At 63.1% G+C, this 23843-nt stretch carries 26 protein-coding genes; 16 read left to right on the plus strand and 10 right to left on the minus strand.

Annotation, left to right across the window (positions count from 1 at the left end; translation table 11 throughout):
• The first annotated feature begins 67 nt into the window (after nucleotides 1-67).
• Nucleotides 68-445: an SHOCT domain-containing protein gene (locus EHW12_RS12675; protein WP_003942794.1), complete on the plus strand. Its 378-nt coding sequence runs from the start codon at nucleotides 68-70 to the stop codon at nucleotides 443-445.
• Here EHW12_RS12675 and EHW12_RS12680 read toward each other — a convergent pair.
• Together EHW12_RS12680 and EHW12_RS12685 are read right to left on the minus strand one after the other, a co-directional pair.
• Entirely contained in the window at nucleotides 423-1868 is a 1446-nt protein-coding gene (locus tag EHW12_RS12680; protein WP_125050892.1) for a hypothetical protein, read from the minus strand. The two genes, EHW12_RS12675 and EHW12_RS12680, sit on opposite strands and share 23 nt — an antisense overlap.
• A gap of 75 nt (nucleotides 1869-1943) precedes the next feature.
• Nucleotides 1944-2342, minus strand: a complete 399-nt coding sequence (locus EHW12_RS12685; protein ID WP_007734954.1) for a hypothetical protein — start codon at nucleotides 2340-2342, stop codon at nucleotides 1944-1946.
• A gap of 162 nt (nucleotides 2343-2504) precedes the next feature.
• Between EHW12_RS12685 and EHW12_RS12690 the strand changes: the two genes are divergently transcribed.
• Nucleotides 2505-3098: a GNAT family protein gene (locus EHW12_RS12690; RefSeq protein WP_050656477.1), complete on the plus strand. Its 594-nt coding sequence runs from the start codon at nucleotides 2505-2507 to the stop codon at nucleotides 3096-3098.
• 17 nt (nucleotides 3099-3115) lie between these two features.
• Here EHW12_RS12690 and EHW12_RS12695 read toward each other — a convergent pair whose 3' ends face one another.
• From EHW12_RS12695 to EHW12_RS12710, 4 genes are all read right to left on the minus strand, one after another.
• Nucleotides 3116-4192 carry an iron-siderophore ABC transporter substrate-binding protein gene (locus EHW12_RS12695; protein WP_241199152.1) on the minus strand — a complete coding sequence of 359 codons (1077 nt, stop codon included), beginning with the start codon at nucleotides 4190-4192 and terminating at the stop codon, nucleotides 3116-3118.
• Nucleotides 4193-4334: 142 nt separating this feature from the next.
• Nucleotides 4335-5171, minus strand: a complete 837-nt coding sequence (locus EHW12_RS12700; RefSeq protein ID WP_030535637.1) for an AraC family transcriptional regulator — start codon at nucleotides 5169-5171, stop codon at nucleotides 4335-4337.
• A 55-nt stretch (nucleotides 5172-5226) separates the two neighbouring features.
• Nucleotides 5227-5553 (minus strand): SMR family transporter, encoded by a 327-nt coding sequence (locus EHW12_RS12705; protein WP_003942819.1) that lies wholly within the window; start codon nucleotides 5551-5553, stop codon nucleotides 5227-5229.
• Nucleotides 5550-5900 (minus strand): SMR family transporter, encoded by a 351-nt coding sequence (locus tag EHW12_RS12710; RefSeq protein ID WP_003942817.1) that lies wholly within the window; start codon nucleotides 5898-5900, stop codon nucleotides 5550-5552. Before EHW12_RS12710 ends, EHW12_RS12705 begins: the two co-directional genes overlap by 4 nt.
• 53 nt (nucleotides 5901-5953) lie before the next feature.
• Here EHW12_RS12710 and EHW12_RS12715 point away from each other — a divergent pair, with 53 nt between their 5' ends.
• The 5 genes from EHW12_RS12715 to EHW12_RS12735 all read left to right on the plus strand — a co-directional run bounded on the left by EHW12_RS12715 (nucleotide 5954) and on the right by EHW12_RS12735 (nucleotide 10644).
• A complete protein-coding gene (locus EHW12_RS12715) occupies nucleotides 5954-6673 on the plus strand; it encodes a transglutaminase domain-containing protein (RefSeq protein ID WP_003942747.1) in 720 nt (239 codons plus the stop codon).
• 29 nt (nucleotides 6674-6702) lie between these two features.
• On the plus strand, nucleotides 6703-7560 hold the full coding sequence (gene map / locus EHW12_RS12720) for a type I methionyl aminopeptidase (protein WP_007734970.1): 858 nt from the start codon (nucleotides 6703-6705) through the stop codon (nucleotides 7558-7560).
• An 8-nt stretch (nucleotides 7561-7568) separates the two neighbouring features.
• Nucleotides 7569-9080 carry a cobyric acid synthase gene (locus tag EHW12_RS12725; RefSeq protein ID WP_125050894.1) on the plus strand — a complete coding sequence of 504 codons (1512 nt, stop codon included), beginning with the start codon at nucleotides 7569-7571 and terminating at the stop codon, nucleotides 9078-9080.
• An 84-nt stretch (nucleotides 9081-9164) separates the two neighbouring features.
• Complete coding sequence (locus tag EHW12_RS12730) at nucleotides 9165-9734, plus strand: sigma-70 family RNA polymerase sigma factor (protein ID WP_007734974.1); 570 nt, start codon at nucleotides 9165-9167, stop codon at nucleotides 9732-9734.
• 76 nt (nucleotides 9735-9810) lie between these two features.
• Nucleotides 9811-10644 carry a GAF and ANTAR domain-containing protein gene (locus EHW12_RS12735; RefSeq protein WP_054188597.1) on the plus strand — a complete coding sequence of 278 codons (834 nt, stop codon included), beginning with the start codon at nucleotides 9811-9813 and terminating at the stop codon, nucleotides 10642-10644.
• Here EHW12_RS12735 and EHW12_RS12740 read toward each other — a convergent pair.
• Nucleotides 10641-11066, minus strand: a complete 426-nt coding sequence (locus EHW12_RS12740) for a DUF6069 family protein (RefSeq protein ID WP_116056843.1) — start codon at nucleotides 11064-11066, stop codon at nucleotides 10641-10643. The genes EHW12_RS12735 and EHW12_RS12740 overlap by 4 nt on opposite strands.
• Nucleotides 11067-11151: 85 nt before the next feature.
• Nucleotides 11152-12021, minus strand: a complete 870-nt coding sequence (locus tag EHW12_RS12745; protein ID WP_241199153.1) for a PhzF family phenazine biosynthesis protein — start codon at nucleotides 12019-12021, stop codon at nucleotides 11152-11154.
• Between the two features lie 121 nt (nucleotides 12022-12142).
• Here EHW12_RS12745 and EHW12_RS12750 point away from each other — a divergent pair, with 121 nt between their 5' ends.
• Nucleotides 12143-12604 carry a PPOX class F420-dependent oxidoreductase gene (locus EHW12_RS12750; RefSeq protein ID WP_063316564.1) on the plus strand — a complete coding sequence of 154 codons (462 nt, stop codon included), beginning with the start codon at nucleotides 12143-12145 and terminating at the stop codon, nucleotides 12602-12604.
• 209 nt (nucleotides 12605-12813) lie between these two features.
• Complete coding sequence (locus EHW12_RS12755) at nucleotides 12814-13359, plus strand: hypothetical protein (RefSeq protein WP_003942671.1); 546 nt, start codon at nucleotides 12814-12816, stop codon at nucleotides 13357-13359.
• Between the two features lie 77 nt (nucleotides 13360-13436).
• Here the strand turns inward: EHW12_RS12755 and mtr are convergent, their stop codons facing one another.
• Together mtr and EHW12_RS12765 are read right to left on the minus strand one after the other, a co-directional pair.
• Nucleotides 13437-14813 carry a mycothione reductase gene (mtr, locus tag EHW12_RS12760; RefSeq protein WP_125050896.1) on the minus strand — a complete coding sequence of 459 codons (1377 nt, stop codon included), beginning with the start codon at nucleotides 14811-14813 and terminating at the stop codon, nucleotides 13437-13439.
• A complete protein-coding gene (locus EHW12_RS12765; protein ID WP_125050898.1) occupies nucleotides 14810-15859 on the minus strand; it encodes an alpha/beta hydrolase in 1050 nt (349 codons plus the stop codon). Before EHW12_RS12765 ends, mtr begins: the two co-directional genes overlap by 4 nt.
• Before the next feature lie 146 nt (nucleotides 15860-16005).
• Between EHW12_RS12765 and mqo the strand changes: the two genes are divergently transcribed.
• The 7 genes from mqo to cobA all read left to right on the plus strand — a co-directional run bounded on the left by mqo (nucleotide 16006) and on the right by cobA (nucleotide 23832).
• Entirely contained in the window at nucleotides 16006-17544 is a 1539-nt protein-coding gene (gene mqo / locus EHW12_RS12770; protein ID WP_003942820.1) for a malate dehydrogenase (quinone), read from the plus strand.
• A gap of 11 nt (nucleotides 17545-17555) precedes the next feature.
• Entirely contained in the window at nucleotides 17556-18032 is a 477-nt protein-coding gene (locus tag EHW12_RS12775) for a GNAT family N-acetyltransferase (protein ID WP_003942808.1), read from the plus strand.
• Between the two features lie 224 nt (nucleotides 18033-18256).
• Nucleotides 18257-20206: a magnesium chelatase subunit D family protein gene (locus tag EHW12_RS12780; protein WP_241199154.1), complete on the plus strand. Its 1950-nt coding sequence runs from the start codon at nucleotides 18257-18259 to the stop codon at nucleotides 20204-20206.
• Between the two features lie 21 nt (nucleotides 20207-20227).
• On the plus strand, nucleotides 20228-20842 hold the full coding sequence (gene cobO / locus EHW12_RS12785; protein ID WP_019748043.1) for a cob(I)yrinic acid a,c-diamide adenosyltransferase: 615 nt from the start codon (nucleotides 20228-20230) through the stop codon (nucleotides 20840-20842).
• On the plus strand, nucleotides 20836-22212 hold the full coding sequence (locus EHW12_RS12790) for a cobyrinate a,c-diamide synthase (RefSeq protein ID WP_047271354.1): 1377 nt from the start codon (nucleotides 20836-20838) through the stop codon (nucleotides 22210-22212). Before cobO ends, EHW12_RS12790 begins: the two co-directional genes overlap by 7 nt.
• Nucleotides 22196-22609: a cobalamin biosynthesis protein gene (locus tag EHW12_RS12795; RefSeq protein WP_037130389.1), complete on the plus strand. Its 414-nt coding sequence runs from the start codon at nucleotides 22196-22198 to the stop codon at nucleotides 22607-22609. Before EHW12_RS12790 ends, EHW12_RS12795 begins: the two co-directional genes overlap by 17 nt.
• Nucleotides 22606-23832, plus strand: coding sequence for a uroporphyrinogen-III C-methyltransferase (gene cobA / locus EHW12_RS12800; protein WP_125050899.1), 1227 nt, complete (start codon nucleotides 22606-22608; stop codon nucleotides 23830-23832). Before EHW12_RS12795 ends, cobA begins: the two co-directional genes overlap by 4 nt.
• Nucleotides 23833-23843: the final 11 nt, after the last annotated feature.

Here is a 23843-nt window from a genome sequence, read left to right on the forward strand (position 1 = left end):
AGCTCAGGCGCGGAACGTCAGCCTCCCGAACTCCTGATGTGTAAAACCGAGTACAGGGAGCGTTGACATGGAAGGCTTCTGGGAATTCTTCTGGTTCATCTTCGTCTGCTTTGCCTTTGTGGCGTACTTGAGCGTGTTGTTCTCGATCATCACCGACTTGTTCCGTGATCACGAGACTTCGGGCTGGGCCAAGGCGTTGTGGATGATATTCCTCTTCGTCATTCCATTCCTGTCCGCGATGATCTACGTGGTCGTCAAGAATGACGGAATGACGAGGCGGTCGATGGAAGCCGCTCAACAGCACATACACGCGCAGAGTGATTACATTCGAAAGGTCGCCGGGAAATCGCCGACTCAGCAGATCGCCGACGCCAGAGAGCTTCTCGACTCAGGCGCGATCAACGAAGAGGAATTCCAGGCCATCAAGGCAAAGGCGCTGGCGTAGTTTTCGTATCTTCTGCCCCGGGCCTGGCGTCGTCGGTTCCGCCGTCGTCAGGCCCGGCGTCCTGCGCGGCGGCGCGTGCGGGACGAACCAATACTTCCAGTGCGACGAGAGCAACGAGCGCAATGACGACGATCCAACCAACGACCAATCCGGTGGGGTAGCGCCAGAAGAGCAGCAACAGGGCGGCGATGCCGATGATGGCACAGCGCAGTGGGACACGAAGCTGATTGGCCCACCGCTCCACCTGATTCGGCGTTCGGCCGCTTGCAGAATGCCGGACGAAGTCCAACGCCTGCCCGTAGCCTCGACGAACGGCGATCGCCGACGACGACCCACCGATCAGGTAGGCGCCGAGCCCCACCACCACACCGAGGACCGCAACCGCGCGAAGGCTCGTCCGAAGCGGAACCAGAACTGTGTCGATGACAGCGGTGGCGGCGTCTGGCGAGAGGATATCGGTAGGGACACTGTCGAGGTAGATTGCACGTCCGATCAGAATTCCGATCGCAAGAACAAGCATTCCCAACGCAATCGACAGACCGACCAGGGACAGCGTGCGAAGCCTGCGACCGGTTGGCGCAACGGCGACAGCGGCTGCTGCGCAAGCGATTCCCAACCACGGCAGCACCGCCGAGACCTTGTCGAGTGCCGAGACGGCTCGCTGCGCCTTCACCAGCTCGGGGGACTGGAAGAGAACAAACTCCTTGTCCACGGACGGGATTTTGTCTGCGAAAGCGAAGCCGCGGTCGGTCAGCGCCGTTTTCACCCGGTCGATGATCGTGCTCAGTGAAATGCTGACCGTTCCGCTCTGGTCGACCTCGACCGAGTCGGGTCCGTAGTTTCCGGTCATGACGGCGACGAGGGAGTTGTGCGCCGCTCGGTTCGCCTGAATCCAAAGGTCTTCGAACTGCTGCGTCCGAACGAGCGAGGTCACTGTGTCGTGGACGAAACTCTTCGCCTGGCCGGCGATCACCGGTGCCAAACCCACCAACGCCTGGTCCACGCGAGGGGCGTTGGCTTCGAGATTCGACACGTCCGTCAAGGCCGTGAGTGCCTCGGTGGTGAGCCCTTCGACGTCGACGCGATCGAAGATCTCGTCCGTGACTTGATTCGTGATCTCCGCTTGCACGGCTGGATTCTCACCCAGTGGCGCTACCGTGCTGACGTAGCGGTCCGTGTCGAGGATCTGACTACGTACGAAGCGGGTGGTTACCGACAAGACTGCGAGCAGTGCGACCAGCACCAGCAGGATTGTCACCGCGGTCCACCGCAGCCCATGTCGAGGTGGTCGGGAGACTTTCTCGACGGTCGTTTCGCGGGCGCTGGGAGTCTGCTCGCGAAGTGTTGCTACCTCTTCGCGCAACCGGGCTAGTTCGGCACGTTCGTCCTCCTGGAGTGGTCCGTCGCTCGTGCCGTTTGCCATGATGGTCCTCCCGGGACGGAAACTACTGGCGCACAGTTGAAATGCTGAACTGCGAAGATGATTCGGCGGGTGACCTCAGATGACCTCGGGATTCCAGGTCGCGACGGCCCAGATGACGAATACGTCGAGCGCGATGATGATGATCGACCACCACGGCGAGTGGGGTAGCCACAGGAAATTCGCGAGGATCGACAGAGAACAGATGACTATCGCGCCTACCCGTGCCCACGTCGCGCCGGTGAAGAGCATGATTCCGACAGCGGTGACGAGCACACCGAGTACGAGGTGGATCCATCCCCACGAAGTGAGGTCGAATTGGTACGTGTATTCCGGGCCGACGACTGTCACGTCGTCCTCCGATATCGCCGAGATGCCTTGGAGGATTTCGAGCACGCCGACTGTGATGAGGAGAACGGCTCCGCCCAGCGCGCTTCCTTTTGCCACACCCTGCTTTACCAGTGAATCCTCGGACATGACCGCCCCTAGATTTCAAGCGCGAAATAGCCTGGCATATTTCCCTGTCCCGACCTTTTACGGTGGTGAAGTAGCCCGTCGGAGGGCAAATCAAACATTGAGCGCTGCACAGCATTGCGATATTCATTCGCCTACGAATTCGAAAGAACCTACCGTGACGGCATGGATATGGCGGACGTAGGTGTGGCGATGAGGCCTGCACCGGGTGTGATCCGGACGGATCGGCTGGTGCTCCGTACCTACCGCCCAGGCGATCACCGGGATCTTCTCACCTTCTACGGGCGCAGCGACGTATGCCGGTATTTGCTCAACGAACCCTGGAGTCTCGCGGAGGCTCGGGAGGCCGTGCAGACCAGAATGTCTCGCCGCGACCTGGCATCGGGCGCGGTGGCACTTGTTGTCGAGTACGGGGGCCGGGTTGTCGGAAGCGTGAGTGCTTGGCGAGTCGAAGAATCTGATTGCACAGCCGAAGTCGAGCACACCGCCGAACTCGGGTGGGCATTTTCGCCCGAGTTCGGCGGCCGAGGATTCGCGACGGAAGCAGTGACCGCTCTGATCGACCTCGCGTTCGCGACACCCCGATTGCGCCGCGTGGTCGCGCGAATGGATTCGAGAAACGAATCCTCGGCGCGACTCGCGCAGCGGATCGGTATGAGGCGAGAGGGACATTTTCGGCAGAATGCGTGGATCAAGAACGAGTGGACCGACACCGTGGTTTTCGCGACACTTCGCGGTGAGTGGCCTTCAGTTGCCTGATCAGACCGAGCGGGCTGCTATTTTGCGACCAGTTCGGCCAACTGTGGCACGAGTTCGTCGGTCGCCCACGGAACACTCAGAAGGCTGACGTACATTGTCGCTGCAGTCAGGCGATTGTCGGTGATCCACAGGTCCTTGCCGTTGGCGATGACCGGCCACCGCGAGAACAGAGTGTTGGCCAATGTGCTGTCGACTTCCGACTGATCGCTTGCCCAACCGAGATACACGTCGGTGTCGATCGTGTCGAGCTTTTCCATACTGATGCCGAAAAGGAACGAGTCGCCGGCAAAGTTCTTGGCGCCGTTCACCACGTCGGGAGCGACTGTGAGCCCGAGGTTTTCGACAAACTTGACGCGCGGATCGTCCGGACCGTAGATGGCGGTTTCGGTTTCTCCTTCTCGGATGTAGGAACCGAAGGCGAAAGTGACTCCGTTGAATTCGGGATGACTCGCCTTCGATTCCTGGACCGATTTCTCAACCGACTTGATCAGCGCCGCGGTCTGAGCGGGACGCCCGAGTGCCTTGCCGACATCGGTGGCGAGGTTTTGCCACGAGCTGGGCTGATACGGCTTGGTGTCGTACGGGAGGGTCGGGGCGATCGAGCTCAGGCGCTGGTAATCCTGCTCGGAGAAGCCCGAGTACGGGGCAAGAATCAGATCAGGCGCGGCATTGAGAATCTGCTCGAACAGTAGCTCGCCGCTGTCGGAGTAGTACGGCGCAGGCGTGGGCAGCGTCTGGCCCGACTTTTCGAGTTCGGCGCGGGTCCACGGCAGGAACCCGTCGGCGTCGCCGGCCCAAGAGTCCTTCTGCATCGCGATCGGAGTGACACCCAGGGCGATGACCGTGTCTGCCGCTGCGGAATCGAGGGTGAGGATCCGTGTCGGCTCCTTGTCGATGGTGGTCCCGCCGAAAGCGTGCTTGATCGTCACGGGATAGGCGCCGTCCTCGACGGCGGATGCCGATGAATTGTTTTCCTGGGCGTCCGATGACGACTGTGTGCAGGCGGTCAGAGGCAGTGCCGCCGCCAGCATGAGCGCAACAACGATTCGTCGCCTCCGCTGGGGACGAATTCTCTGACGGGCAGATCTGAACACGCGAAACTCCTCGGGATTGATCAGGGAAGTGCTTGCACGACTCAGCGCAGTACGCACGTGAGAGCAGGCTTACCTAAGTGAATGTAGGGCGCGTGCGTGTAGCGAAGGGGCCAGCCGATGTCGACAACAGGTCAGGCTCGAGTCAGTTGACAGCGGCGAGCGCATTGCCGGGGGTGTAGCCGACCGTCTTGCGAAAAGCGGCGATGAAGGAACTCGACGTCCCGTAACCGACACGGCGGCTGACGGCGTTCACACTCATTCCGGTCCCGAGCATGCCGAGGGCCGTGCTCATACGAACCAGAGTGCGCCACTGCGCAAAGCTCAAGGCGAGTTCCGCGGCAAAAATCCGGGTGACCGTACGTCGGCTGAGATTGAGAACGTGAGCCCACTGATCGAGTGATCGATCGTCGGCGGGATCCGACAGCACTTTGTCGACGAGCATCCGTAGCCGCGGATCTCGGGGGATCGGTACGTCGAAGTGAGGTGCCGATGCCGGGGTGAGGAGATCGACACAAACCTGCTGTGCCCGAAGGCGTTGTTCTGCAGGCATTCCGGTGTGGGCGAGGTGTATCAGCAGTGCCCGGGCTGCCTCACTCAGTGTCACGATGCACGGTTCGTTCCAGGCGGGAGTCCACAGCTCGGGGGTGAAGAGCGTGGCGCGGAATGCGACGTGGGGATTTGCCTGACCTTCGTGGAGGACCCCGCGGGGGATCCACAGGCCGACGCCAGGTGTGACGGTCCAGAGTTGATTGTCGATGATCATGTTGACGACACCGCGGTCGGACCAGATCAGTTCGTGCTCGACGTGAGCGTGCTCTGGCCACCGGGTGATGTGGTCGGTCTCGACGATGTACGTCGTGAGTTGGAACGGCGCCGGGACGGCGCGCGCCATCGGAGTGTGGCGGTCGGATTCCCGTAAGTGGGAATCGTCGTCCAGCTGTGGACCGTCGGCGATTTCACGAAGGGCAGGGATCAGCACCGTGGACTACCTCCAGAGCAAAGTTAGGTAAACCTTACACTGATGTGTGCAGCGATCAGTGACTCGCACCGAGTTCGATGAGAAGCACGCCTGCCGCGATGAGGCCGATCCCGACCATCATGAGCCTGGTCAGCGGTTCGCGAAAGAGAATGCGGGATGCGATTGCCGTCAACGCCACTCCACATGCGGTCCAGATTCCGTAGGCGACGCCGATGGTGAGGCCCGCGTCGAGCGCGAGGGTCAGGAAGGCGAAAGCGGCGAGATACCCCACGGTGACAACCGCGAGCCATCGTTTGTCGCTGCCGTCCTGCGACGCCATCCGTAGTGACAACGTCGCGGTGACCTCGGAAATAATTGCAGCGATCAGAAATACGAAGGTCATGCTGGGTCCGCCGGCCCGCTGTCGGCGGCAGCCTGGGAGCCGAGTTCGACGCACAGCACTCCGCCGATGACCAGTGCAATCCCGACGCCCATGGTGGCCGTCAGAGGATCTCCGAAAAGGGCCGTTGCGAATACTGCGGTCAGGACAACTCCGGTTGCGCCCCAGATTCCGTATGCAACACCGAGTCCCATGCCCTCCCGCAGGACGAACGACAAGGCGGTGAATGCTGCGAGATATCCGCCGACGACCACGATGTACCAAGCCGGGTGATCGAGGGCGGCGCGCAACGACAGCGTCGCAGACACCTCGGTGAGGATCGCGGTGATCAACAACAGCCATTTCTTCACGGTTGGGATTCTGTCAGGCTCCAGCGATTCCGGTCGCGCACTACGGTTGAGACATGACGTGCGTACTGCTCGGTGGAATCCGCAAAGGTGACATCCGCCACGACGCGTCGGGTGGCGATGTGGCCGCAACTCCGATCCTCGACTGGGGCCACGACGACGTGGCCCGCCTCTACGAGGACATTGCAGAAGGTGCGATCCAGTCGGCGCAGGAGTTCCTGGTGTCGGCGCATCGCAGCGTCGTTGCAAATATTCGGCCGGTGTACGGCCTCGACGACCGGCAACCCGTCTCGGTGACATTGAGTCGAGAGCGCGGATCCTGCAGTCAGAGACTGGCTATCGTCGAAGCGTTGGCTCGCCGCCGAGGTATCGCCACCCGAGTACGCGGTCTCGTACTACGCGGGGAATTCTGGTACCCGAGATTTCGGCGTCTACATGCGGTGATTCCGAAGTCAGTGCTGCTGGCGTGGCCGGAATTTCTGGTCGACGGACGCTGGCAGGACATCTCCGAGATCGTTTCACCTGCGGTGGTCTCAGCGCTCGAACCGTTCACGAATACCGGCGAGGAGACACTGTTCGACGCGATCGGACGCGCTCCGATCAGTTGGGGCAAGTCTGTTTCGTGTGATTGCTTGGACTTCTCCGAATTCGTCGACCGCGATCTGGGCACCTTCGAATCTCGCGACGTGCTCTTCGAGGAATTCGGACAGACGATGTCGACCCCCGTCAGAATTCTCGTCGACCCGGTTTTCCGGAACTGGAGTGCATCCGGCTGACCCGCGACGCGAGGTCTAGGCTGTTCTGCATGTCTGTGCGTACCCCATTGGTCCCTGGAACCGTCTCTCCCGTCCTCGCTGTGCCCTCGAAGATCGAGCGGCCCGAGTACGCGTGGAAGCCGACCGCCAAAGAGGGCAACGAGCCCTGGGTTCAGACGCCGGAAACGATCGAGGCGATGCGCATCGCCAGCAAGATCGCTGCAGGCGCGCTGCAGGAAGCCGGCAAGGCTGTCGCTCCCGGTGTCACGACCGACGAACTCGACCGCATCGCACACGAGTTCATGCTCGACCACGGTGCATACCCGTCGACGTTGGGCTACAAGAGCTTTCCCAAGTCGTGCTGCACGTCTCTCAACGAGGTGATCTGCCACGGAATCCCCGACTCGACTGTGATCCAGGACGGCGACATCGTCAATATCGACGTCACCGCGTACATCAACGGGGTACACGGCGACACCAATGCGACATTCCTCGCCGGTGACGTGTCCGAAGAGAACCGCTTGCTCGTCGAGCGCACACACGAGGCAACGATGCGGGCCATCAAAGCCGTCAAGCCCGGCCGCGCGCTCAACGTGATCGGACGTGTCATCGAGTCCTACGCCCATCGGTTCGGGTACGGCGTCGTCCGGGACTTCACCGGACACGGAATCGGCGAGACCTTCCACAACGGCCTCGTGATCCTGCACTACGACGAGCCCGCGGTCGAGACGATCATCGAACCGGGCATGGTCTTCACGATCGAACCGATGATCAACCTCGGTGGTATCGACTACGAGATCTGGGAGGACGGCTGGACCGTCGTCACCAAGGACCGTAAGTGGACGGCGCAGTTCGAGCACACCTTGGTGGTCACCGAGACCGGTGCAGAGATTCTCACCCTGCCTTGAGTTCGGAGATGCGCGGCGCTCTGCTGGTAGCCGGCACAACGTCCGACGCAGGCAAGAGCGTTCTGGTGGCCGGATTGTGTCGCATGTTGGCGCGTCGAGGCGTCCGAGTGGCGCCGTTCAAGGCGCAGAACATGTCGAACAACTCCGTGGTCACGCTGGACGGCGGAGAGATCGGCCGTGCGCAGGCACTTCAGGCGCGGGCATGCGGTCTGGAGCCGAGTGTTCGATTCAATCCGGTGCTGCTCAAGCCTGGAAGTGACCGCACTTCGCAACTGGTCGTTCGGGGCAAGGCGATGACCACAGTGGGTGCTCGCGACTACATGCAGCATCGGCAGTGGCTTCGCGCCGTCGTGGCCGAAGATCTCGAATCGCTTCGATCCGAGTTCGACGTCGTGATCTGTGAAGGCGCCGGTTCACCGGCCGAAATCAACTTGCGCGCAACGGATCTTGCCAACATGGGATTGGCTGAGGCTGCGCAGATTCCGGTCGTCGTCGTCGGTGACATCGATCGCGGCGGCGTCCTGGCCCATCTGTTCGGGACCGTTGCTGTGCTCTCGCCGAGCGACCAGGCATTGATCGCGGGATTTGTGATCAACAAATTCCGCGGTGACGTTGCACTGTTGGAACCCGGACTGGAACAACTGCGCAGCCTCACCGGTCGACCCACTCTCGGAGTGATCCCGTTTGCCGACGATCTTTGGCTCGACGCCGAGGATTCGCTTGGCGTCACCGGCAATGCCCCGGTAGGGCGCCCGGGCCCACCCGTCGGTTCGGCCTGGCTCACCGTTGCTGCGGTTCGGCTCCCGCGCATCTCCAACTCCACGGACGTCGAGGCACTGGCATGTGAACCGGGCGTGGCAGTTTCGTGGGTGACCGATCCGTCGCGGATTCGCGACGCGGACCTCGTGGTGATCCCCGGTAGTAAGTCCACCGTGAGTGACCTCGAGTGGTTGCGAAGTACCGGCCTGGCCGACGAGATCGTCGCGCGAGCAGGTCGCGGGCAAGCAGTCCTGGGAATCTGCGGCGGTTACCAGATGCTGGGTAATTCCATCGTCGACGACGTCGAATCAGGATCAGGGACCACCGCGGGACTGGGTCTGCTGGACCTCGATGTCGAGTTCGCTCCGGACAAGGTGCTGGCGCAGATGACCGGTACGGCAGACGGTATCTCGGTGTCCGGGTACGAGATTCATCACGGACGCGTCGTGCGCAACGGGGACCACCCATTGCTGGCGGACTCGAGCGGTATGCCGGAAGGCAGTGTGCGAGGGCCTGTTCGAGGGACACACTGGCACGGTCTCCTGGAAAGTGACGACTTTCGGCGCAGCCTGCTGCGTGAGCTCGCGGTTCCCGGTTTTGTTGCTGCACCCGACACCGCGGTTGCCGCGGTGCGAGAACAACAACTCGACCTTCTCGCTGATCTCGTCGAGCAGCACCTCGATCAGGATCTACTCGAGAAACTGATCAACGGTGGGGCGCCTATCGGGCTCCCCGTCATTGCTTCCGCACTCGAAGCCTGAGAGCGCTCCCGCGGGTGTCGACGTGGACGCGGTAGAATAGCCAGGCCTCACTCCCGCGACGGCTCCCTAGTAGGAGTGTGCGCGGTGACAGATCAATTCGACGGCTTGCTGACCGACTTCAGTGACGAGGTGCTGGTCGACTCGGCAATGCTCGGCGATCACGCGGCCTTCGACGTCATCGTCCGCCGATACGGCCCGCACTTGTATCGATTTGCCCGTCGACTGCTCGCGAGCGAGAGTGACGTCGACGACATCGTCCAGGAAACCTGCGTCGCTGCGTGGCGCCAACTTCCGGGGTTTCAGCGGCGCTCGAGCACCAAGACCTGGTTGTTCGCGATCTGTTCTCGCAAGATCTCGGATTTCTATCGAAAAGTCGGCTCCTGCGCCGCCGATATGGACGAACTCCGGGAAGAAGCTGATCCCCGTTTGCGTGATCCGAGCGAAGAAGTCTGCGGCACAGCATTTCTCGACGCCCTGGAATCCGAACTCGATCGCCTGCCACTGCGTCAGCGTGCTGCCTGGGTCTTGCGAGAAGTGGAGGGCATGACGTATCCACAGATCGCTGTTGTCCTGGAACTGAGTCCGGACGCGGTTCGTGGCCAGCACACTCGGGCGAGACGGAATCTCGGTGTCGCACTCGATCGATGGCGATGACGACTCGGCGGTTTGCCGGGTTCTGTCACCGAACTCACTCTCCTTGGTGCTCGTGAAGCTGGAAGAATGCTTCGTCGTGGATACCGCTTTCGACCCCAGAGGCTTCGACCCGAGAACCGAGGATTCGGTGCCGTCGGTACTGCCGGACGATGCGACGGCAACGGGTGCTGACGTCGCCGTCGAGGCTGCGGAAACTCGGCTGACGGCACGTGCAGTCAGAGAGTTGCTGGCAGCGCTCGGGGGAAGTATCGGCGACGAGGACGAACTCGTGGTTCTGCTCCAGCGCGCCGTCGAAATCGCGAACGACGCCATCGACGGCGCCGACAGCATCGGCGTCACCATCGATCTTGCCGGGCAGACCTACACCGCCGTTCATACCGATTCGCGGACCCTGCGCGTCGACATCGAGCAATACGACGCCGGCGACGGACCATGTCTGCACGCCGCTCGAACCGGTGAAACCGTAGTCGTTGATGCCGAGACCAGCGCAGAACGCTGGCCGCGGTTCGCGGCGGCCGCGAAGGACGAAGGGATCAAGTCCTTTCTCGCGGCGCCGCTCTTCACGCCGGATCAGCGACTCGGTTCGTTCAACCTGTACGGACGTGCCCCAGCGGCCTTCGACAGCGTCGACGCGGAAGTCATGGAGATTCTCACGACAACAGTCTCACGCGCGATCGGAGACTTCTCCCGCTTCAAATCTGCCAAGGCGGTAGCTGACGCCTTGCAACGCGCGCTCGAGACTCGGGCGCCGATAGAACAGGCCAAAGGCATGCTGATGGCCATCCATCGGATCGACGCCGACACCGCATTTCACATGCTGCGCAGGCAGTCTCAGACCACGAACACCAAGTTGCGTGACGTGGCAGCCGAGATCGTCGAGACGTATTCCGCGCCGCCTACCGCGGTCTAGTTCGACGGAGACCGACGTACGGCCTCGAGCGCGACGACCACGCTCGCGGCGACAACCACGTGCATCAGCGCGAGCGTGACCGTGCTGGCGGCGTCGAAGTCCGCGGCAATCGTCAGGGCGATGGTGCCGAGCGCAAACACTGCACCCACGACCTGAGCGATGCGGATGATCGGCTCCCACTTCAGTGAGATCAACATTGCGAGCGACAAACCGACCAGCAACGGCACTACCGTAAGTGTGATGACCCCGCCGGGAGCTACGCTCGCCACCTTTCCCTGATCTGTCATCTCGAACGATCCGCCAGATGCCAGGCCGATCAACCACAGGATCAGGTTGGCGACGAGGGCCATGATCGTGGCCCCGAGTACGGCACGCGGCTTGGTGAGGTGGAGGTTGTGTGCGGTTGAAGCGATTGCAGACATGATGTTCTCCCGGCTCGATGCGATGGTCTTGTGACGTCGCTCTGGTGAATAGACCCGCCGGCCGGGAGAAACTCATCGCTGGTGGTTACCGGGGGTCGTCTGTCGGCACGGCGGTGCCGGTGACCGCGATACCGCCGTCGACCGGGATCTCGACCGCGAGAACGCTGGGTCGCCCGACGTGTCGGCCCTGGTGGATGGTGATCCGCCGCGGAGTGGCCGCGGGTTCGAGTTTGCGCAGGTAACCGCCGGTCGACGCCGCTGCAGACCCGGTCGCGGGATCCTCGACGATGTTTCCCACCGGAAACAGATTTCGAGCTTCGAAGGTGTTGTCGTCGAGGGGATGCAGGATCGTCACCGTGCCCGCCCACCCCTGCGCGTCCATCAGAGTTCGCATTGCGGATGGATCGAAGGTGAACTCGTCGAATGTCGACTGATCAAGAAGTACGACGATCGGGTGAGTGTTGCCGGCGTACGAAAGCATTGCGGGATACCGCGCGTCGAGCGCAGACGAATCGACGCCGATGAGCCCGAGCAGTGCTGTCAGTACAGCATGATCGATCGGCGAGACCGATGGTTCGACGCTGGTGAAGGTCGCGGTGGACGTTCCGTCCTCGTCGGTCGCCGTGTCGATGGATACCGGTCCGATCGGTGTTTCGAATGTGAAGGTTCCGTCACCGTCTCGCTCGGTGAGAGCGATGGCCGTCGCAATAGTGGCATGACCGCAGAACGGTACTTCGGCAATGGGGGAGAAGTACCGGATCCGGCTGTGGCGCGGGTTGCCTCCGAGCACCGGTTCGATGAGGAACGCCGTCTCGGCATACCCGACTTCGGCTGCAACAGATTGTAATTCGGAGTCGTCGAGTCCACGCGCGTCGAGCACTACGCCGGCCGGATTACCGCCGGCCGGATCCGAACTGAACGCAGTCAGCCGGAGGATGTCGCGAGAAGTTGCCATGTCGACTATCTTTGTCCGCTGTCGTCCATCGAGGGAAGAGTGATCGCGCGATTGCGGTCCGCGATCTTCGAACTGGACTGCCTCCGGAACAAACCGGCCGCACGGCGTCGTTGGTGCAGACATGAGCAATGACACAGACACCGACGACGCGTTGTTCGCACTCGTGGCCGAGGGAAAACAAGGTGTGCTGGCAACCGTCAAGCGTGACGGCCGCCCACAGTTGTCCAACATCATTTACCGCTGGGATGACGAGTCGAAGACGGCTTCCGTGTCCGTCACGGCCGATCGCGCCAAGAGTAAAAATGCGATCCGCGATCCGCGGGTTTCCCTTCACGTCAGCGCGCCCGACTTCTGGAGCTACGCCGTGATCGAAGGACTTGCTGTGGTGACACCCGCAGCGGCCGATCCTCACGATGAAGTGTCGGACGCCCTGGTCGAGCTGTACCGGGACATCAGCGGCCAGGAGCATCCCGATTGGGAGGAGTACCGCGAAGCGATGGTGGCAGAGCGTCGACAGATCCTCACGGTGCGCGCTGATCACGTCTACGGAATGACGAGGCTCCCCAAACCGTCCGGTACCTAGAGCCGCGCCCCACTGGAGTTCGGCCCACCCCCACTTTCGAGCGAACGGTACGTCCGTCGCCTCAGATGCGCCGAAAGCCACTTTCGCTCCGAGTAGAGGCGGTGCAGAGCGAACAATTCGGGCCCGTAGCGGCGCGTGAATGTATGAGTGGTCATACTTCTGTCGACTCCAGGGTCCTCCACAGTGTGGATCGCGTACCGTTTCCAGACATGGAATTGACTCGAGTAGCGGTGGGCAGTGGTTCGTGCACCGTTCGGATCGACGGGCCGGTCAGCAAGCATGCGGTACTCCTGCTCCCCGGCAAGGGCGACCCCGTCGACTTGTACGACGATGTGTGTGAGCGACTGCACCATTCGGATCTGCGGACCGTCGCGGTGGAATCGATCGAGAATCTCGACGAGACCTCGGCAGTGGTACTTCTGGACGAGTTGAACATCGCCTGGGTGAATCTGGTCGGTCACCGCGAGGGCGCCGATCTCGCGTGGCTGTTGGCTGCACGTCAGTTCGGCCGCTTCGCGAGTTTGATCGCCGTGGACCGTGGACATCCGTCGGCCAGCGATATTGCCGGCGTACCGCCGGTCGAGGTTCCGACCACCGTAGTCGTGGGCAGTGGAGGTCGGGCCATCGCCGACGCCAGCGGTCGTTTCGTGTACTCCGACTTCCGCGTGACGGAACTTCCGGGTGTCGACGACGTCGTCAAGTCGGCACCGGCCGAACTCGCAACCGAGATCGTGCTGCGTACCAGCCCCTGGTGAAACTCTGACCGACGAAAAGGCGGGCATTCCCATTGCGAGGAGTGCCCGCCTTTTCGGCGTCATTGGGGCTGCGGGGCTCAGATGTCGAGGCCGAGCAGCGCGTTCTCGACCACTTCGGCCAAGGCCGGGTGGATCCAGTACTGGCCACGCGCCATGTCCTGCGCCGACAAACCGAAGCTCATCGCCTGAATGAGCGGCTGGATCACCGTCGGAGCCTGCGTACCCATGACGTGGGCACCGAGAATGCGTCCGGTGCCGCGCTCGGCGATCACCTTGCAGATGCCCTCCTGATCCTCCATCGCCCAGCCGTACGCGACGTCTCCGTATGCCTGCACCTTGACGGTGATGTCGAGTCCTGCGTCGCGAGCCTGCTTCTCCGTCATTCCGACGTCGGCGATCTGCGGGTCGGTGAACACGGCTGCCGGTACGAAGCGGTGATCGGTGCTGCGAAGCCCGGACGTGTCCTTCCACGCGTCCTGGAGCAGGTTGTGTTGAACAACGCGCGCTTCATGGTTGGCGACGTGCTTGAGCTGGTACGGCGAGGAGACGTCACCGAGTGCGAAGACGCCCTCTGCGGTGGTGCGTTGGTATTCGTCGACCACGATCGAGCCCTCGTCGTCGAGTTCGACGCCGGCCTTGTCGAGACCGAGTAGGTCACCGTTCGGCTGACGACCGACCGCGACGAGGAGAACGTCACCGGAAACGACTGTGCCGTTTGCCAGTTCGACGGCGATGTTGTCGCCATCGCCGCGTACCGACGTGAGGGGGGAGCCCAGATGGACGTCCCACTTCTGTTCGGCCAACTCGGTGAAGCGCTCGGAGATCTCGTCGTCGAGGTGCCGCAGCAGTCGCTGGCTGCGGCCAATGACCGACACGCGAGAACCCAACGCGGAGAACACGTGTGCGAACTCGGTGGCGATGAATCCGGAGCCGACGATCACGAGGTGCTCGGGAAGTTCGGGCAGTCGCATGATGTCTTCGTTGGTGTAGTACTTCACACCACTCGACGCGATCTCGTCCGGGATGATCGGACGCGAACCGGCTGCGATGACCACCTGGTCAGCGGTGATCGTCTCGCCGGTTCCGGTGTCGATCGTCTTGTCGCCGGTGAACGTGGCGTGGCCGCGGTAGACGGTGGTGTTGGGACTGTCTTCGCTGCGGTAACGCTCACCACCTGCAGAAATGGGATCGATGCGGCCGAAGACGCGCTTGACGATGTCGGACCAACGAACGCCGTCGAGCGTGGCGTCGACGCCGTACTTCTCGGCAGTGGTGACGGTGCGTGCCACCTCGGCGGCGTAGACGAACATCTTGGTCGGGATGCACCCGACATTGAGGCACGTTCCGCCGAAGGTGCCCTCTTCGAGGATTGCGATCTTCTTGCCGTCGAACCGCTCGTCGGGCAGCGAGTTTCCGGATCCGCTGCCGATGATTGCAAGGTCGTAGTGCGTCACTGCGCGATCTCCTGTGTGTTGCTTGCTGTGCTTGCCGAATTTTCTGCGGCCGGGGTGAGGTGGCCGTCGAGCCACTCCAACCACAGGTCGAGTTCGGAAAAGGCTGTGGCCAAGGGCTTCTCGGTCGAAAGGAACACGTCGTGACGGGCGCCGTCGATCGGGACGATGGTGGTGCGATCGCCGAGGCAACCGGCCCAACGTGCGATCTGCTTGACGTCGAGCACGGAATCGGCGAGGTCGACGCTCGGGTTGTACGCCTTCGCGAACTGCGACTTCTTCGAGCGCAGAATCAGCGCGGGCACTCCGATGTCGAGGCCGCGGTGAAGTTTTGCGTGACCCGCTCGGACGGCCCGCATCCAGCCGAAGGTAACGGGGCAGCCGGCCAGTGGCTTCCAGTCGAGGTTGTAATCCCAGACGCCGTTGGCCGAAACATGAAGACTGGAACCGTAAGTCGGTAGCCCAGTTCCCGGGATCACTGTCTTCGCCGATACCCGTCCGAGCGCATCGATCGCCGTAGTACCGACGTTGCGCACCACTGAGGGACCCTGAAGGTCGAACCAGGGGCTGTTGAGTACCAGCCCGCAGATTCCGGCGCCGCCGCTGCCACCGGGCTTGCGCTGCAAACGGTTCAGCCAGAGCGGAACGATCAGACCGCCGGTGGAGTGCGCCATGAGCAGCACCTCGCTGCCCTCGGTCTCGCTGCGGACGATGCGCAGCGCTTCGTTCAGTTCGGCGTCGTAGAGCGCAAGGTCGGAGACGTAATGAGCTGTGTGCCCCGGTTTGAGGGAGCGGCCGCACTTACGCAGGTCGAGTGCGAAGAAGGCGTAACCCTGCTCGGCAAAGTGCTCGGCGAGGTGCTTCTGGAAGAAGTAATCGGTGAAGCCGTGCACGTACAAAACGGCACGGTGTGTCTTCACCGCCTCCTTCTGCGGTTGGTAGCGGACCAGTGTTGCGTCCACCTCGCCTTCGCCGTCCGGATCCGTTCCGAGCGGGATCGTCAGCTGCTGATATCCGTCACCGAGGACGTCTGGAACCCAAGTAGTCACAAATCACAATCTAATCGTCGTTTCGAGTGCGCGTTGTAGAGCACAATTGGGGGTGGTGAACCGCGCGTGTACGCACGGGTAACCTATTCGGCGTAACACAGCAGGCGGATGCGCGCACGGCTAATGACAAGGAAGTCGATTCTCCAGTGTCGAATCAGAACGCGGTAGAGACGAAGACGGATGTAGTGCTCGTGGGCGCAGGCATCATGAGCGCCACGCTGGGTGCATTGCTGCGCCAGCTGCAGCCCGATTGGTCGATCTCGACCTTCGAGCGGCTCGATGCCGTCGCAGCCGAGAGCAGCGACCCCTGGAACAACGCGGGAACCGGTCACTCAGCCCTGTGTGAGCTCAATTACACACCTGAGAACTCGGACGGCACGGTCGACATCAAGAAGGCCGTCAACGTCAACGAACAGTTCCAGGTGTCACGCCAGTTCTGGGCACACGCGGTAGAGCAGGGCGTCCTGACACAGCCCAAGGAATTCATCAACCCCATCGCGCACGTGAGCTTCGTTCACGGTGAGGCCAACGCCAAGTACCTCCGTGCTCGTTACGACGCACTTGCCGGCCACACGCTCTTCCGCGGTATGGAGTACATCGACGATCCGGCCGAGTTCAGCAAGCGTTTGCCGCTCATGGCCAAGGGACGCGACTTCTCCGATCCCATCGCCCTGAACTGGAGCCAGGACGGCACCGACGTCGATTTCGGAGCGCTCACCAAGCAGCTCATCGGCTACATCGGCAAGACCGGCGGCAAGATGTACTTCGGCCACGAGGTCACCAACCTGACCCAGAACTCGGACAAGTCCTGGACCGTCAAGGTCACCAACCGTCGCACCGGTGAAAAGCGCACCGTTCGCTCGCGCTTCGTGTTCGTCGGTGCCGGTGGCGGCGCCCTGCACCTGCTGCAGAAGTCGGGCATCAAGGAAGCCAAGGGCTTCGGTGGCTTCCCGGTCAGCGGTGCCTTCCTGCGATGCACCAACCCCGAACTCATCGACCAGCACAGCGCCAAGGTCTACGGCAAGGCTGCCGTCGGCGCCCCGCCCATGTCGGTGCCTCACCTGGACACCCGTGTCATCGGCAACAAGCCGGGTCTGCTGTTCGGTCCCTACGCTGGTTGGTCGCCGAAGTTCCTCAAGCAGGGTCGCGTCACCGACCTGCCCGGCTCGGTCAAGCCGAACAACATCCTCTCGATGCTCGGTGTCGGTGTCAGCGAGCTCGGCCTGGTCAAGTACCTGGTCAGCGAGCTTGCCAAGAACGAAGCCGGTCGCATCTGGGATCTGCGTGAGTTCGCGCCCAAGGCGCAGGCCCAGGACTGGGAACTCATCACCGCGGGCCAGCGCGTCCAGGTGATCCGCCGCGCCAAGGGCAAGGGTGGTGTCCTCGAATTCGGTACCGCTGTGGTCGCCGCTGAGGACGGTTCCATCGCCGGTCTGCTCGGTGCTTCGCCCGGTGCGTCCACGGCCGTCCCGGCGATGCTGGACGTACTCGAGCGCTGCTTCCCGACCGAGTTCCAGGGTTGGAAGGGCAAGCTCCGCGAGATGGTTCCGTCCATCGGCGTCAAGCTCACCGACAACGAAGGCCTGTTCAACCAGGTCTGGGATTGGTCCTCGAAGGTTCTCGAGCTCGATTCCGCCGGTGCTTCCGAATCGGCTCCGGTCGCGGATACCGCCGCGACTGTGTGATAGTCCAACCCATGACGGCAACAGCAGCTTTGAAGCGTTCATGGGCACTCGATCTCGACAACAAGACGTTCTACGAGTTGTTGAAGCTTCGAGTGGAGGTCTTTGTCGTCGAGCAGGCTTGCCCGTATCCCGAGTTGGACGGGCGGGACCTGCTGACGGAAACACGCCACTTCTGGCTCGAGCAGGACGGCCAGGTGGTGTGCACGCTCCGGCTGCTCGAAGAGCACGACGACGGAAACAAGAGCTTCCGAATCGGACGCCTCTGCACGTCGCGTCAGGCTCGCGGCCAGGGCCACACGACCCGCCTCCTGCAGGCCGCACTGGCCGAGGTCGGCGAAGCGCCGTGTCGGATCAACGCCCAGACCTACTTGGTCGAGATGTACGCCAAGCACGGATTCAAGGCTGACGGCGAAGAGTTCATCGAAGACGGCATCCCGCACACCCCTATGCGTCGTGGTGGGGGAGAGCCTTTCGTGGCCGTCAGCTAGTTTGTCGGAGAATTGACCCTGGTCGGCTCGTGGGAAAGCGAGCCGACTAGGGTTTTTTCGATACCGAATGTTCGCGGGGAAGTCCTGTTCGATCCAGGCGCGGTCCCGCCACTGTGAAAGATCTCTCCTCTACCGATAAACCGGGAGATCTCAGCCAGGTTGCCGCGACATTCGAGTGCAGCCAAATTCTCGGCGAGGAAACCGAGAGGTGGAGGGATATCGACGTGCGAAGTGAAGAAGATCGACCAGTGGCGGGCTTCCCGTTCAGTGCTGTGGTCGGCCAGGATCAATTGCGATTGGCGCTGATCCTGTGTGCGGTGCATCCAGGGATCGGCGGGGTCCTGGTCCGCGGTGAGAAGGGAACTGCCAAGTCGACGGTCGTGCGCGCGCTGACTGCGCTGCTGCCCGCGGTCGACGACGCCGGAACGACACGACCGGCCCGCTTGGTCGAACTGCCCGTGGGCGCCACCGAAGACCGGGTGATCGGTTCGATCGACTTGGAGAAGGTTCTGCGTGACGGTGAGCGCGCATTCCAACCTGGACTGCTCGCCGCCGCTCACCAGGGTGTTCTGTACGTCGACGAGGTGAATCTGCTTCACGACCACCTGGTCGACGTGCTTCTCGACGCCGCGGCGATGGGCCGGGTTCACATCGAGCGTGACGGCATCTCCCATTCGCATCCGGCCAAGTTCGTACTCGTCGGCACGATGAATCCCGAAGAGGGAGAACTGCGTCCGCAACTTCTGGACCGTTTCGGTCTGGCTGTCGACGTCGCCGCGTCCCGCGACGTCGACATTCGCATGGAAGTGGTGCGTCGCCGACTCGACTACGAGCGTGACCCCGAGGCATTTGTCGCTCGGTACGTATCCGCCGATGAGGAGTTGGCGTCCGAAATCCTCACGGCGCGTGAGAAATTGGACTCGGTCGAGCTGAGTAACCGCGAACTGCGTCGTATCGCCTCGCTGTGTGCGTCGTTCGACGTCGACGGTATGCGCGCGGACTTGGTGCTGGCGCGCACCGCGACGGCCCACGCTGCCTGGCGCGGCGACAGTGAAGTCACTGCGGAGGACGTACGAGTAGCGGCGGAACTGACGCTGCCGCATCGCCGCCGCCGCGATCCGTTCGACGAGCCCGGCTTGGATCAGCAGCAGTTGGACGATGCGCTCGAGCAGGCCGATCAGGATGCTCAGTCGCAGGTAGAGGACGACGCGCGCGACGGAGAGCCCGAACCTCCCGAAAATCACGAAGACCGTGGCCCGGAAGATGACGGCGGTCCCGGAGACGAAGGGCCGGACGACGACGGGCCTGACGACGACGGCCCGGACGACCCTGACGGACCTGGTGGGGGAGTACGCGCCACCGATCGCCCCTCGGCTCCACCGGCCGGCGAATTCAAGGCCAAGCTCCTCGAAGTTCCGGGAGTCGGTGAAGGTGCACCGGGACGACGCTCGCGGTCCATGTCGTCCCGTGGACGAGTTGTGCGGTCCACGCGGGAGCGTGGGCACGGATTGCATCTGACGAGCACGGTCTTTGCCGCAGCCGAGTCTCAAGTTGCCCGTGGTCGCACTGCTGGACGGTTGCGGCTGGCACCCGCTGATCTCCGCGGCGCGATACGTGAAGGGCGAGAAGGCAATCTGATCGTCTTCGTTGTCGACGCGTCGGGGTCGATGGCAGCACGCGACCGCCTCTCCGCGGTCACCGGTGCGGTTGTCTCGTTGCTCCGCGACGCCTATCAGCGCCGCGACAAGGTCGCCGTCATCACCGTCCGTGGTCGTGAAGCGGAGCTCGTACTGCCGCCGACATCTTCGGTGGACATCGCTGTCCGTCGCTTGCAGTCGATGCGTACCGGCGGCAAATCCCCACTCGCAGAGGGATTCCTGCGTGCTCGCGAAGTGGTTCTGCGTGAACGACTTCGTGACCCGCAGCGTCGCGCCCTCGTCGTCACACTCACCGACGGCCGGGCTACCGGCGGCAAGGACGCGCTGCACCGCGCCCGCGTCGCCGCGCATCTTCTCGCCGACGCGTCCGTCGCGTCCATCGTCGTCGACTGCGAGACCGGCCTCGTGCGTCTGGGGCTGGCGGCCGAGTTGGCGCGAGAACTACGTGGCGGATACGTCCGCCTGGCCGAATTGTCAGCGCAGCAGGTCGCGGGTGTCGTCCGCGCCGCAGCCTAGATCCCAGCTCAGGAGTTCACGATGCCCAAGGGTGTTCCCGAGACAGTCCCCGACGACGGTCTGACCACGCGTCAGCGTCGTAACGCGCCGGTACTTGCCGTGCACACCGGCCCGGGAAAGGGTAAGTCCACCGCCGCTTTCGGCATGGCGCTGCGTGCCTGGAATCAGGGGTTCGACATCGGCGTGTTCCAGTTCGTGAAGAGTGCCAAGTGGAAGGTCGGAGAGGAAGCCGCGTTCCGCGCGCTCGGAAACCTGCACGACGAAACCGGCGTCGGTGGGCCGGTGCAGTGGCACAAGATGGGCGAAGGTTGGTCATGGACTCGCAAGGCCGGTAGCGAGGAAGATCATGCTGCTGCCGCTGCGGAGGGTTGGCAGGAGATCGCGAGAAGGCTTGCAGGCGAGGAGCATCGATTCTATGTCCTCGACGAGTTCACCTATCCGCTCAAGTGGGGCTGGGTCGACGTCGACGAGGTCGTGCAGACACTGCGCGATCGTCCGGGCAACCAGCACGTAGTCATCACGGGACGCGACGCCCCGCAGGCGTTGATCGACGCCGCCGACCTCGTGACCGAGATGACCAAGATCAAGCACCCGATGGATGCCGGCCGAAAGGGCCAACGGGGCATCGAATGGTAAGTCCTTCCACTCCGGCCGTGGTGATCGCCGCTCCTGCCTCGGGTAGCGGAAAGACCACGGTGGCAACGGGATTGATCGGCGCGCTGCGACGGTCCGGTAGCAGCGTTGCACCCTTCAAGGTGGGGCCGGACTACATCGACCCGGGTTATCACGGACTCGCGGCAGGGCGGCCCGGACGCAACCTCGACACTGTTCTGGTGGGCCCGGATCGCATCGGACCGCTCTACCGGCATGGAACCGCTGGTTGCGACATCGCCGTGGTCGAAGGCGTCATGGGTCTGTTCGACGGGAAGATCGACGAGGCAAACTCGCAGCCGTCGGCGGAGGGATCGACGGCGCAGGTCGCGTCGATCCTCGGTTCGCCGGTAGTCCTCGTGATCGACGCCCGTGGGCACAGTCAGAGTCTGGCCGCCGTACTCCACGGCTTCGCGACCTACGACGCAGGTGTGCGCATCGGCGGCGTCATTCTCAATCGCGTCGGGAGCGCTCGTCACGAGCAGGTGTTGCGTCATGCGTGCGACAAGGTCGGCGTCGCAGTGCTCGGAGTTGTGCCACGGTTGACGGAACTCGAAGTTCCCTCCCGGCACCTCGGCCTGATTCCGGCGGCCGAGCACGGCGCCGCCGCTGTGGCCGCAGTGGACGCGATGTCCGACTTGATTGCCTCGCACGTCGATCTGGGTGCTGTTCGCGCACTGGCCGCCTCGAACGTGAGTGCAGCTGCATGGGATCCGGTTGCCGAGGTCGGCGCACACGCAGAGTCTCGGCCTGTGGTTGCCATGGCGGGTGGCCCGGCCTTCACCTTCGGCTACGCCGAGCACCGGGAGCTGTTGACTGCTGCCGGCGCGGACGTGCAGGTGTTCGACCCGTTGCGGGACGAGCTTCCTGCGGGAACTGCCGCTCTGGTCCTTCCCGGTGGCTTCCCGGAAGAACACGCGGTAGACCTTGCGGCCAATACCGTACTGCTGCAGCAGGTTCGCGATCTGGCGGACGGCGGCGCACCGATCCACGCCGAGTGTGCCGGTCTGCTCTACCTCGCTCGCAGCTTGGACGGTCACAGCATGGCCGGTGTGGTCGGAGTGGATGCGACGTTCGGGAAACGCCTGACCCTCGGGTATCGCGAAGCAGTCGCGATCAGCGACTCCAGCCTCTTCGACGCAGGCTCCCGCGTCACCGGTCACGAGTTCCACCGAACGTCTCTCGTCTCGGCAGACGCGGACGGTTGCGGAAGTGCGTGGGGGTGGCGGCCCTGGGACGGCGGCAGTGTCCACGAAGGGTTTGTTCGCGGTGGCGTCCACGCGTCGTATCTGCACACTCATCCGGTGGGGCAGCCCGAATCGATCGCGAAGTTCGTCGATGCCGCACGGGGATGACCTCTGTATCGGCGTGGGATTCACGACGAGTGTCACCGCGAAGGACATCGTCGCTGCGGTGAAGGCTGTGCCCGCGGCGCAAGGGAAGATCGTGGTACTCGCCACTGTGGCGGCAAAAGCTGAGTCTTCGGCTCTTCTGACAGCGGCCCATGAACTGAACGTCCCGATTGTGAGTTTCGCCCCGGACGTACTTGCGCGAGTTCAAGTTCCGTCACCATCGCCTCGCGTCGAGAACGCCGTCGGAACGGCAAGCGTCGCGGAAGCGGCTGCGATCCTTGCGTCCGGGGGCGGCCGACTTGTGCTGGCCAAGACTGCCAGGGATGGAGTGACCGTGGCCGCGGCCCGTAAAGTTCCCTCCAGCTTGACCAATTCTGACAACGAAACGGAGTGCGAGTGAGCGAGTCCACCGCAGACGAGACCAACTACCTGGTCGGCCTCAACCTGACCGATCGACGCGTGGTCGTGTTCGGCGGCGGCACTGTGGCTCAGCGCCGACTCGGACTGCTGGTCGCCTCTGGTGCCCGCGTTCACGTCATCAGTCGCGCGTTCACTCCAGCCGTCGAAGGTATGGCCACTGCCGGTCAGATCACGGTCGAAGAGCGTCCGTACGCCGACGGCGACCTCGAAGGTGCGTGGTACGCCATCGCCTCGACCGACGAGCCGGAAACCAATGCGGCGATCGTCGCCGAAGCGGAGCGTCGCCACATCTTCTGCGTGCGCGCCGACAACGCGAAGCACGGCACCGCCGTCACTCCCGCCAGCGCCGAGTACGACGGTATGAGCATCGGAATTCTGGCGGGCGGCGATCACCGTCGTTCGGCAGCGGTCCGCACCGCCGTCGTCGAAGGTCTTCAGTCGGGCGTGCTCGCCGATACGGCCGAGCCTGCCGCTGCGGGTGTTGCTCTCGTCGGTGGTGGCCCCGGTGATCCCGATCTGATCACCGTGCGCGGACGCCGTTTGCTCGCCCGCGCCGACGTCGTCGTGGCCGACCGATTGGCTCCGCCGGAGTTGCTCGCCGAACTGGGTCCGGACGTAGAGGTGATCGACGCCGCGAAGATCCCGTACGGCCGTGCCATGGCTCAGGAGGCCATCAACGCCGCGCTGATCGACAACGCGAAGGCAGGCAAGTTCGTGGTCCGCCTCAAGGGCGGGGACCCGTACGTCTTCGGACGGGGATACGAAGAACTCGAAGCGTGTGCCGCTGCCGGCGTTCCGGTGACCGTAGTGCCCGGAATCACGAGCGCGATCTCGGTCCCGTCGGCCGCAGGCATCCCGGTCACCCACCGCGGCGTCACCCACGAGTTCGTCGTCGTCAGTGGGCACGTGGCTCCGGATCATCCGGATTCGCTGGTCGACTGGTCGGCGCTGGCCAAGTTGCGCGGCACGATCGTGCTGCTCATGGCGGTCGAGCGCATCGATCAGTTCGCGAATGCACTCGTCGACGGTGGACGCCCGGCAACCACGCCGGTCACCGTCATCCAAGAGGGCACGCTGCGCACTCAGCGTGAACTTCGGGCCGATCTGGCGACCGTTGCTCAGCGCGTCAAGGACGAGGAGATCAAGCCTCCGGCGATCATCGTGATCGGGCCGGTCGCGGGCTTTTCCGTCGACGCTGGGTAACGTGAAGTCTT

The sequence above is a fragment of the Rhodococcus sp. NJ-530 genome (genome assembly GCF_003860625.1).
Lineage (GTDB): Bacteria > Actinomycetota > Actinomycetes > Mycobacteriales > Mycobacteriaceae > Rhodococcus_F > Rhodococcus_F qingshengii.

What these genes read in the sequence shown, in the direction of transcription:
- EHW12_RS12675 (WP_003942794.1), top strand. Translation starts at nt 68, where the DNA reads ATGGAAGGCTTCTGGGAATTCTTCTGGTTCATCTTCGTCTGCTTTGCC.
- EHW12_RS12680 (WP_125050892.1), bottom strand. Translation starts at nt 1,868, where the DNA reads ATGGCAAACGGCACGAGCGACGGACCACTCCAGGAGGACGAACGTGCC.
- EHW12_RS12685 (WP_007734954.1), bottom strand. Translation starts at nt 2,342, where the DNA reads ATGTCCGAGGATTCACTGGTAAAGCAGGGTGTGGCAAAAGGAAGCGCG.
- EHW12_RS12690 (WP_050656477.1), top strand. Translation starts at nt 2,505, where the DNA reads ATGGATATGGCGGACGTAGGTGTGGCGATGAGGCCTGCACCGGGTGTG.
- EHW12_RS12705 (WP_003942819.1), bottom strand. Translation starts at nt 5,553, where the DNA reads ATGACCTTCGTATTTCTGATCGCTGCAATTATTTCCGAGGTCACCGCG.
- EHW12_RS12715 (WP_003942747.1), top strand. Translation starts at nt 5,954, where the DNA reads ATGACGTGCGTACTGCTCGGTGGAATCCGCAAAGGTGACATCCGCCAC.
- map (WP_007734970.1), top strand. Translation starts at nt 6,703, where the DNA reads ATGTCTGTGCGTACCCCATTGGTCCCTGGAACCGTCTCTCCCGTCCTC.
- EHW12_RS12725 (WP_125050894.1), top strand. Translation starts at nt 7,569, where the DNA reads ATGCGCGGCGCTCTGCTGGTAGCCGGCACAACGTCCGACGCAGGCAAG.
- EHW12_RS12740 (WP_116056843.1), bottom strand. Translation starts at nt 11,066, where the DNA reads ATGTCTGCAATCGCTTCAACCGCACACAACCTCCACCTCACCAAGCCG.
- EHW12_RS12745 (WP_241199153.1), bottom strand. Translation starts at nt 12,021, where the DNA reads ATGGCAACTTCTCGCGACATCCTCCGGCTGACTGCGTTCAGTTCGGAT.
- EHW12_RS12750 (WP_063316564.1), top strand. Translation starts at nt 12,143, where the DNA reads ATGAGCAATGACACAGACACCGACGACGCGTTGTTCGCACTCGTGGCC.
- EHW12_RS12755 (WP_003942671.1), top strand. Translation starts at nt 12,814, where the DNA reads ATGGAATTGACTCGAGTAGCGGTGGGCAGTGGTTCGTGCACCGTTCGG.
- EHW12_RS12775 (WP_003942808.1), top strand. Translation starts at nt 17,556, where the DNA reads ATGACGGCAACAGCAGCTTTGAAGCGTTCATGGGCACTCGATCTCGAC.
- cobO (WP_019748043.1), top strand. Translation starts at nt 20,228, where the DNA reads ATGCCCAAGGGTGTTCCCGAGACAGTCCCCGACGACGGTCTGACCACG.
- EHW12_RS12790 (WP_047271354.1), top strand. Translation starts at nt 20,836, where the DNA reads ATGGTAAGTCCTTCCACTCCGGCCGTGGTGATCGCCGCTCCTGCCTCG.
- EHW12_RS12795 (WP_037130389.1), top strand. Translation starts at nt 22,196, where the DNA reads ATGCCGCACGGGGATGACCTCTGTATCGGCGTGGGATTCACGACGAGT.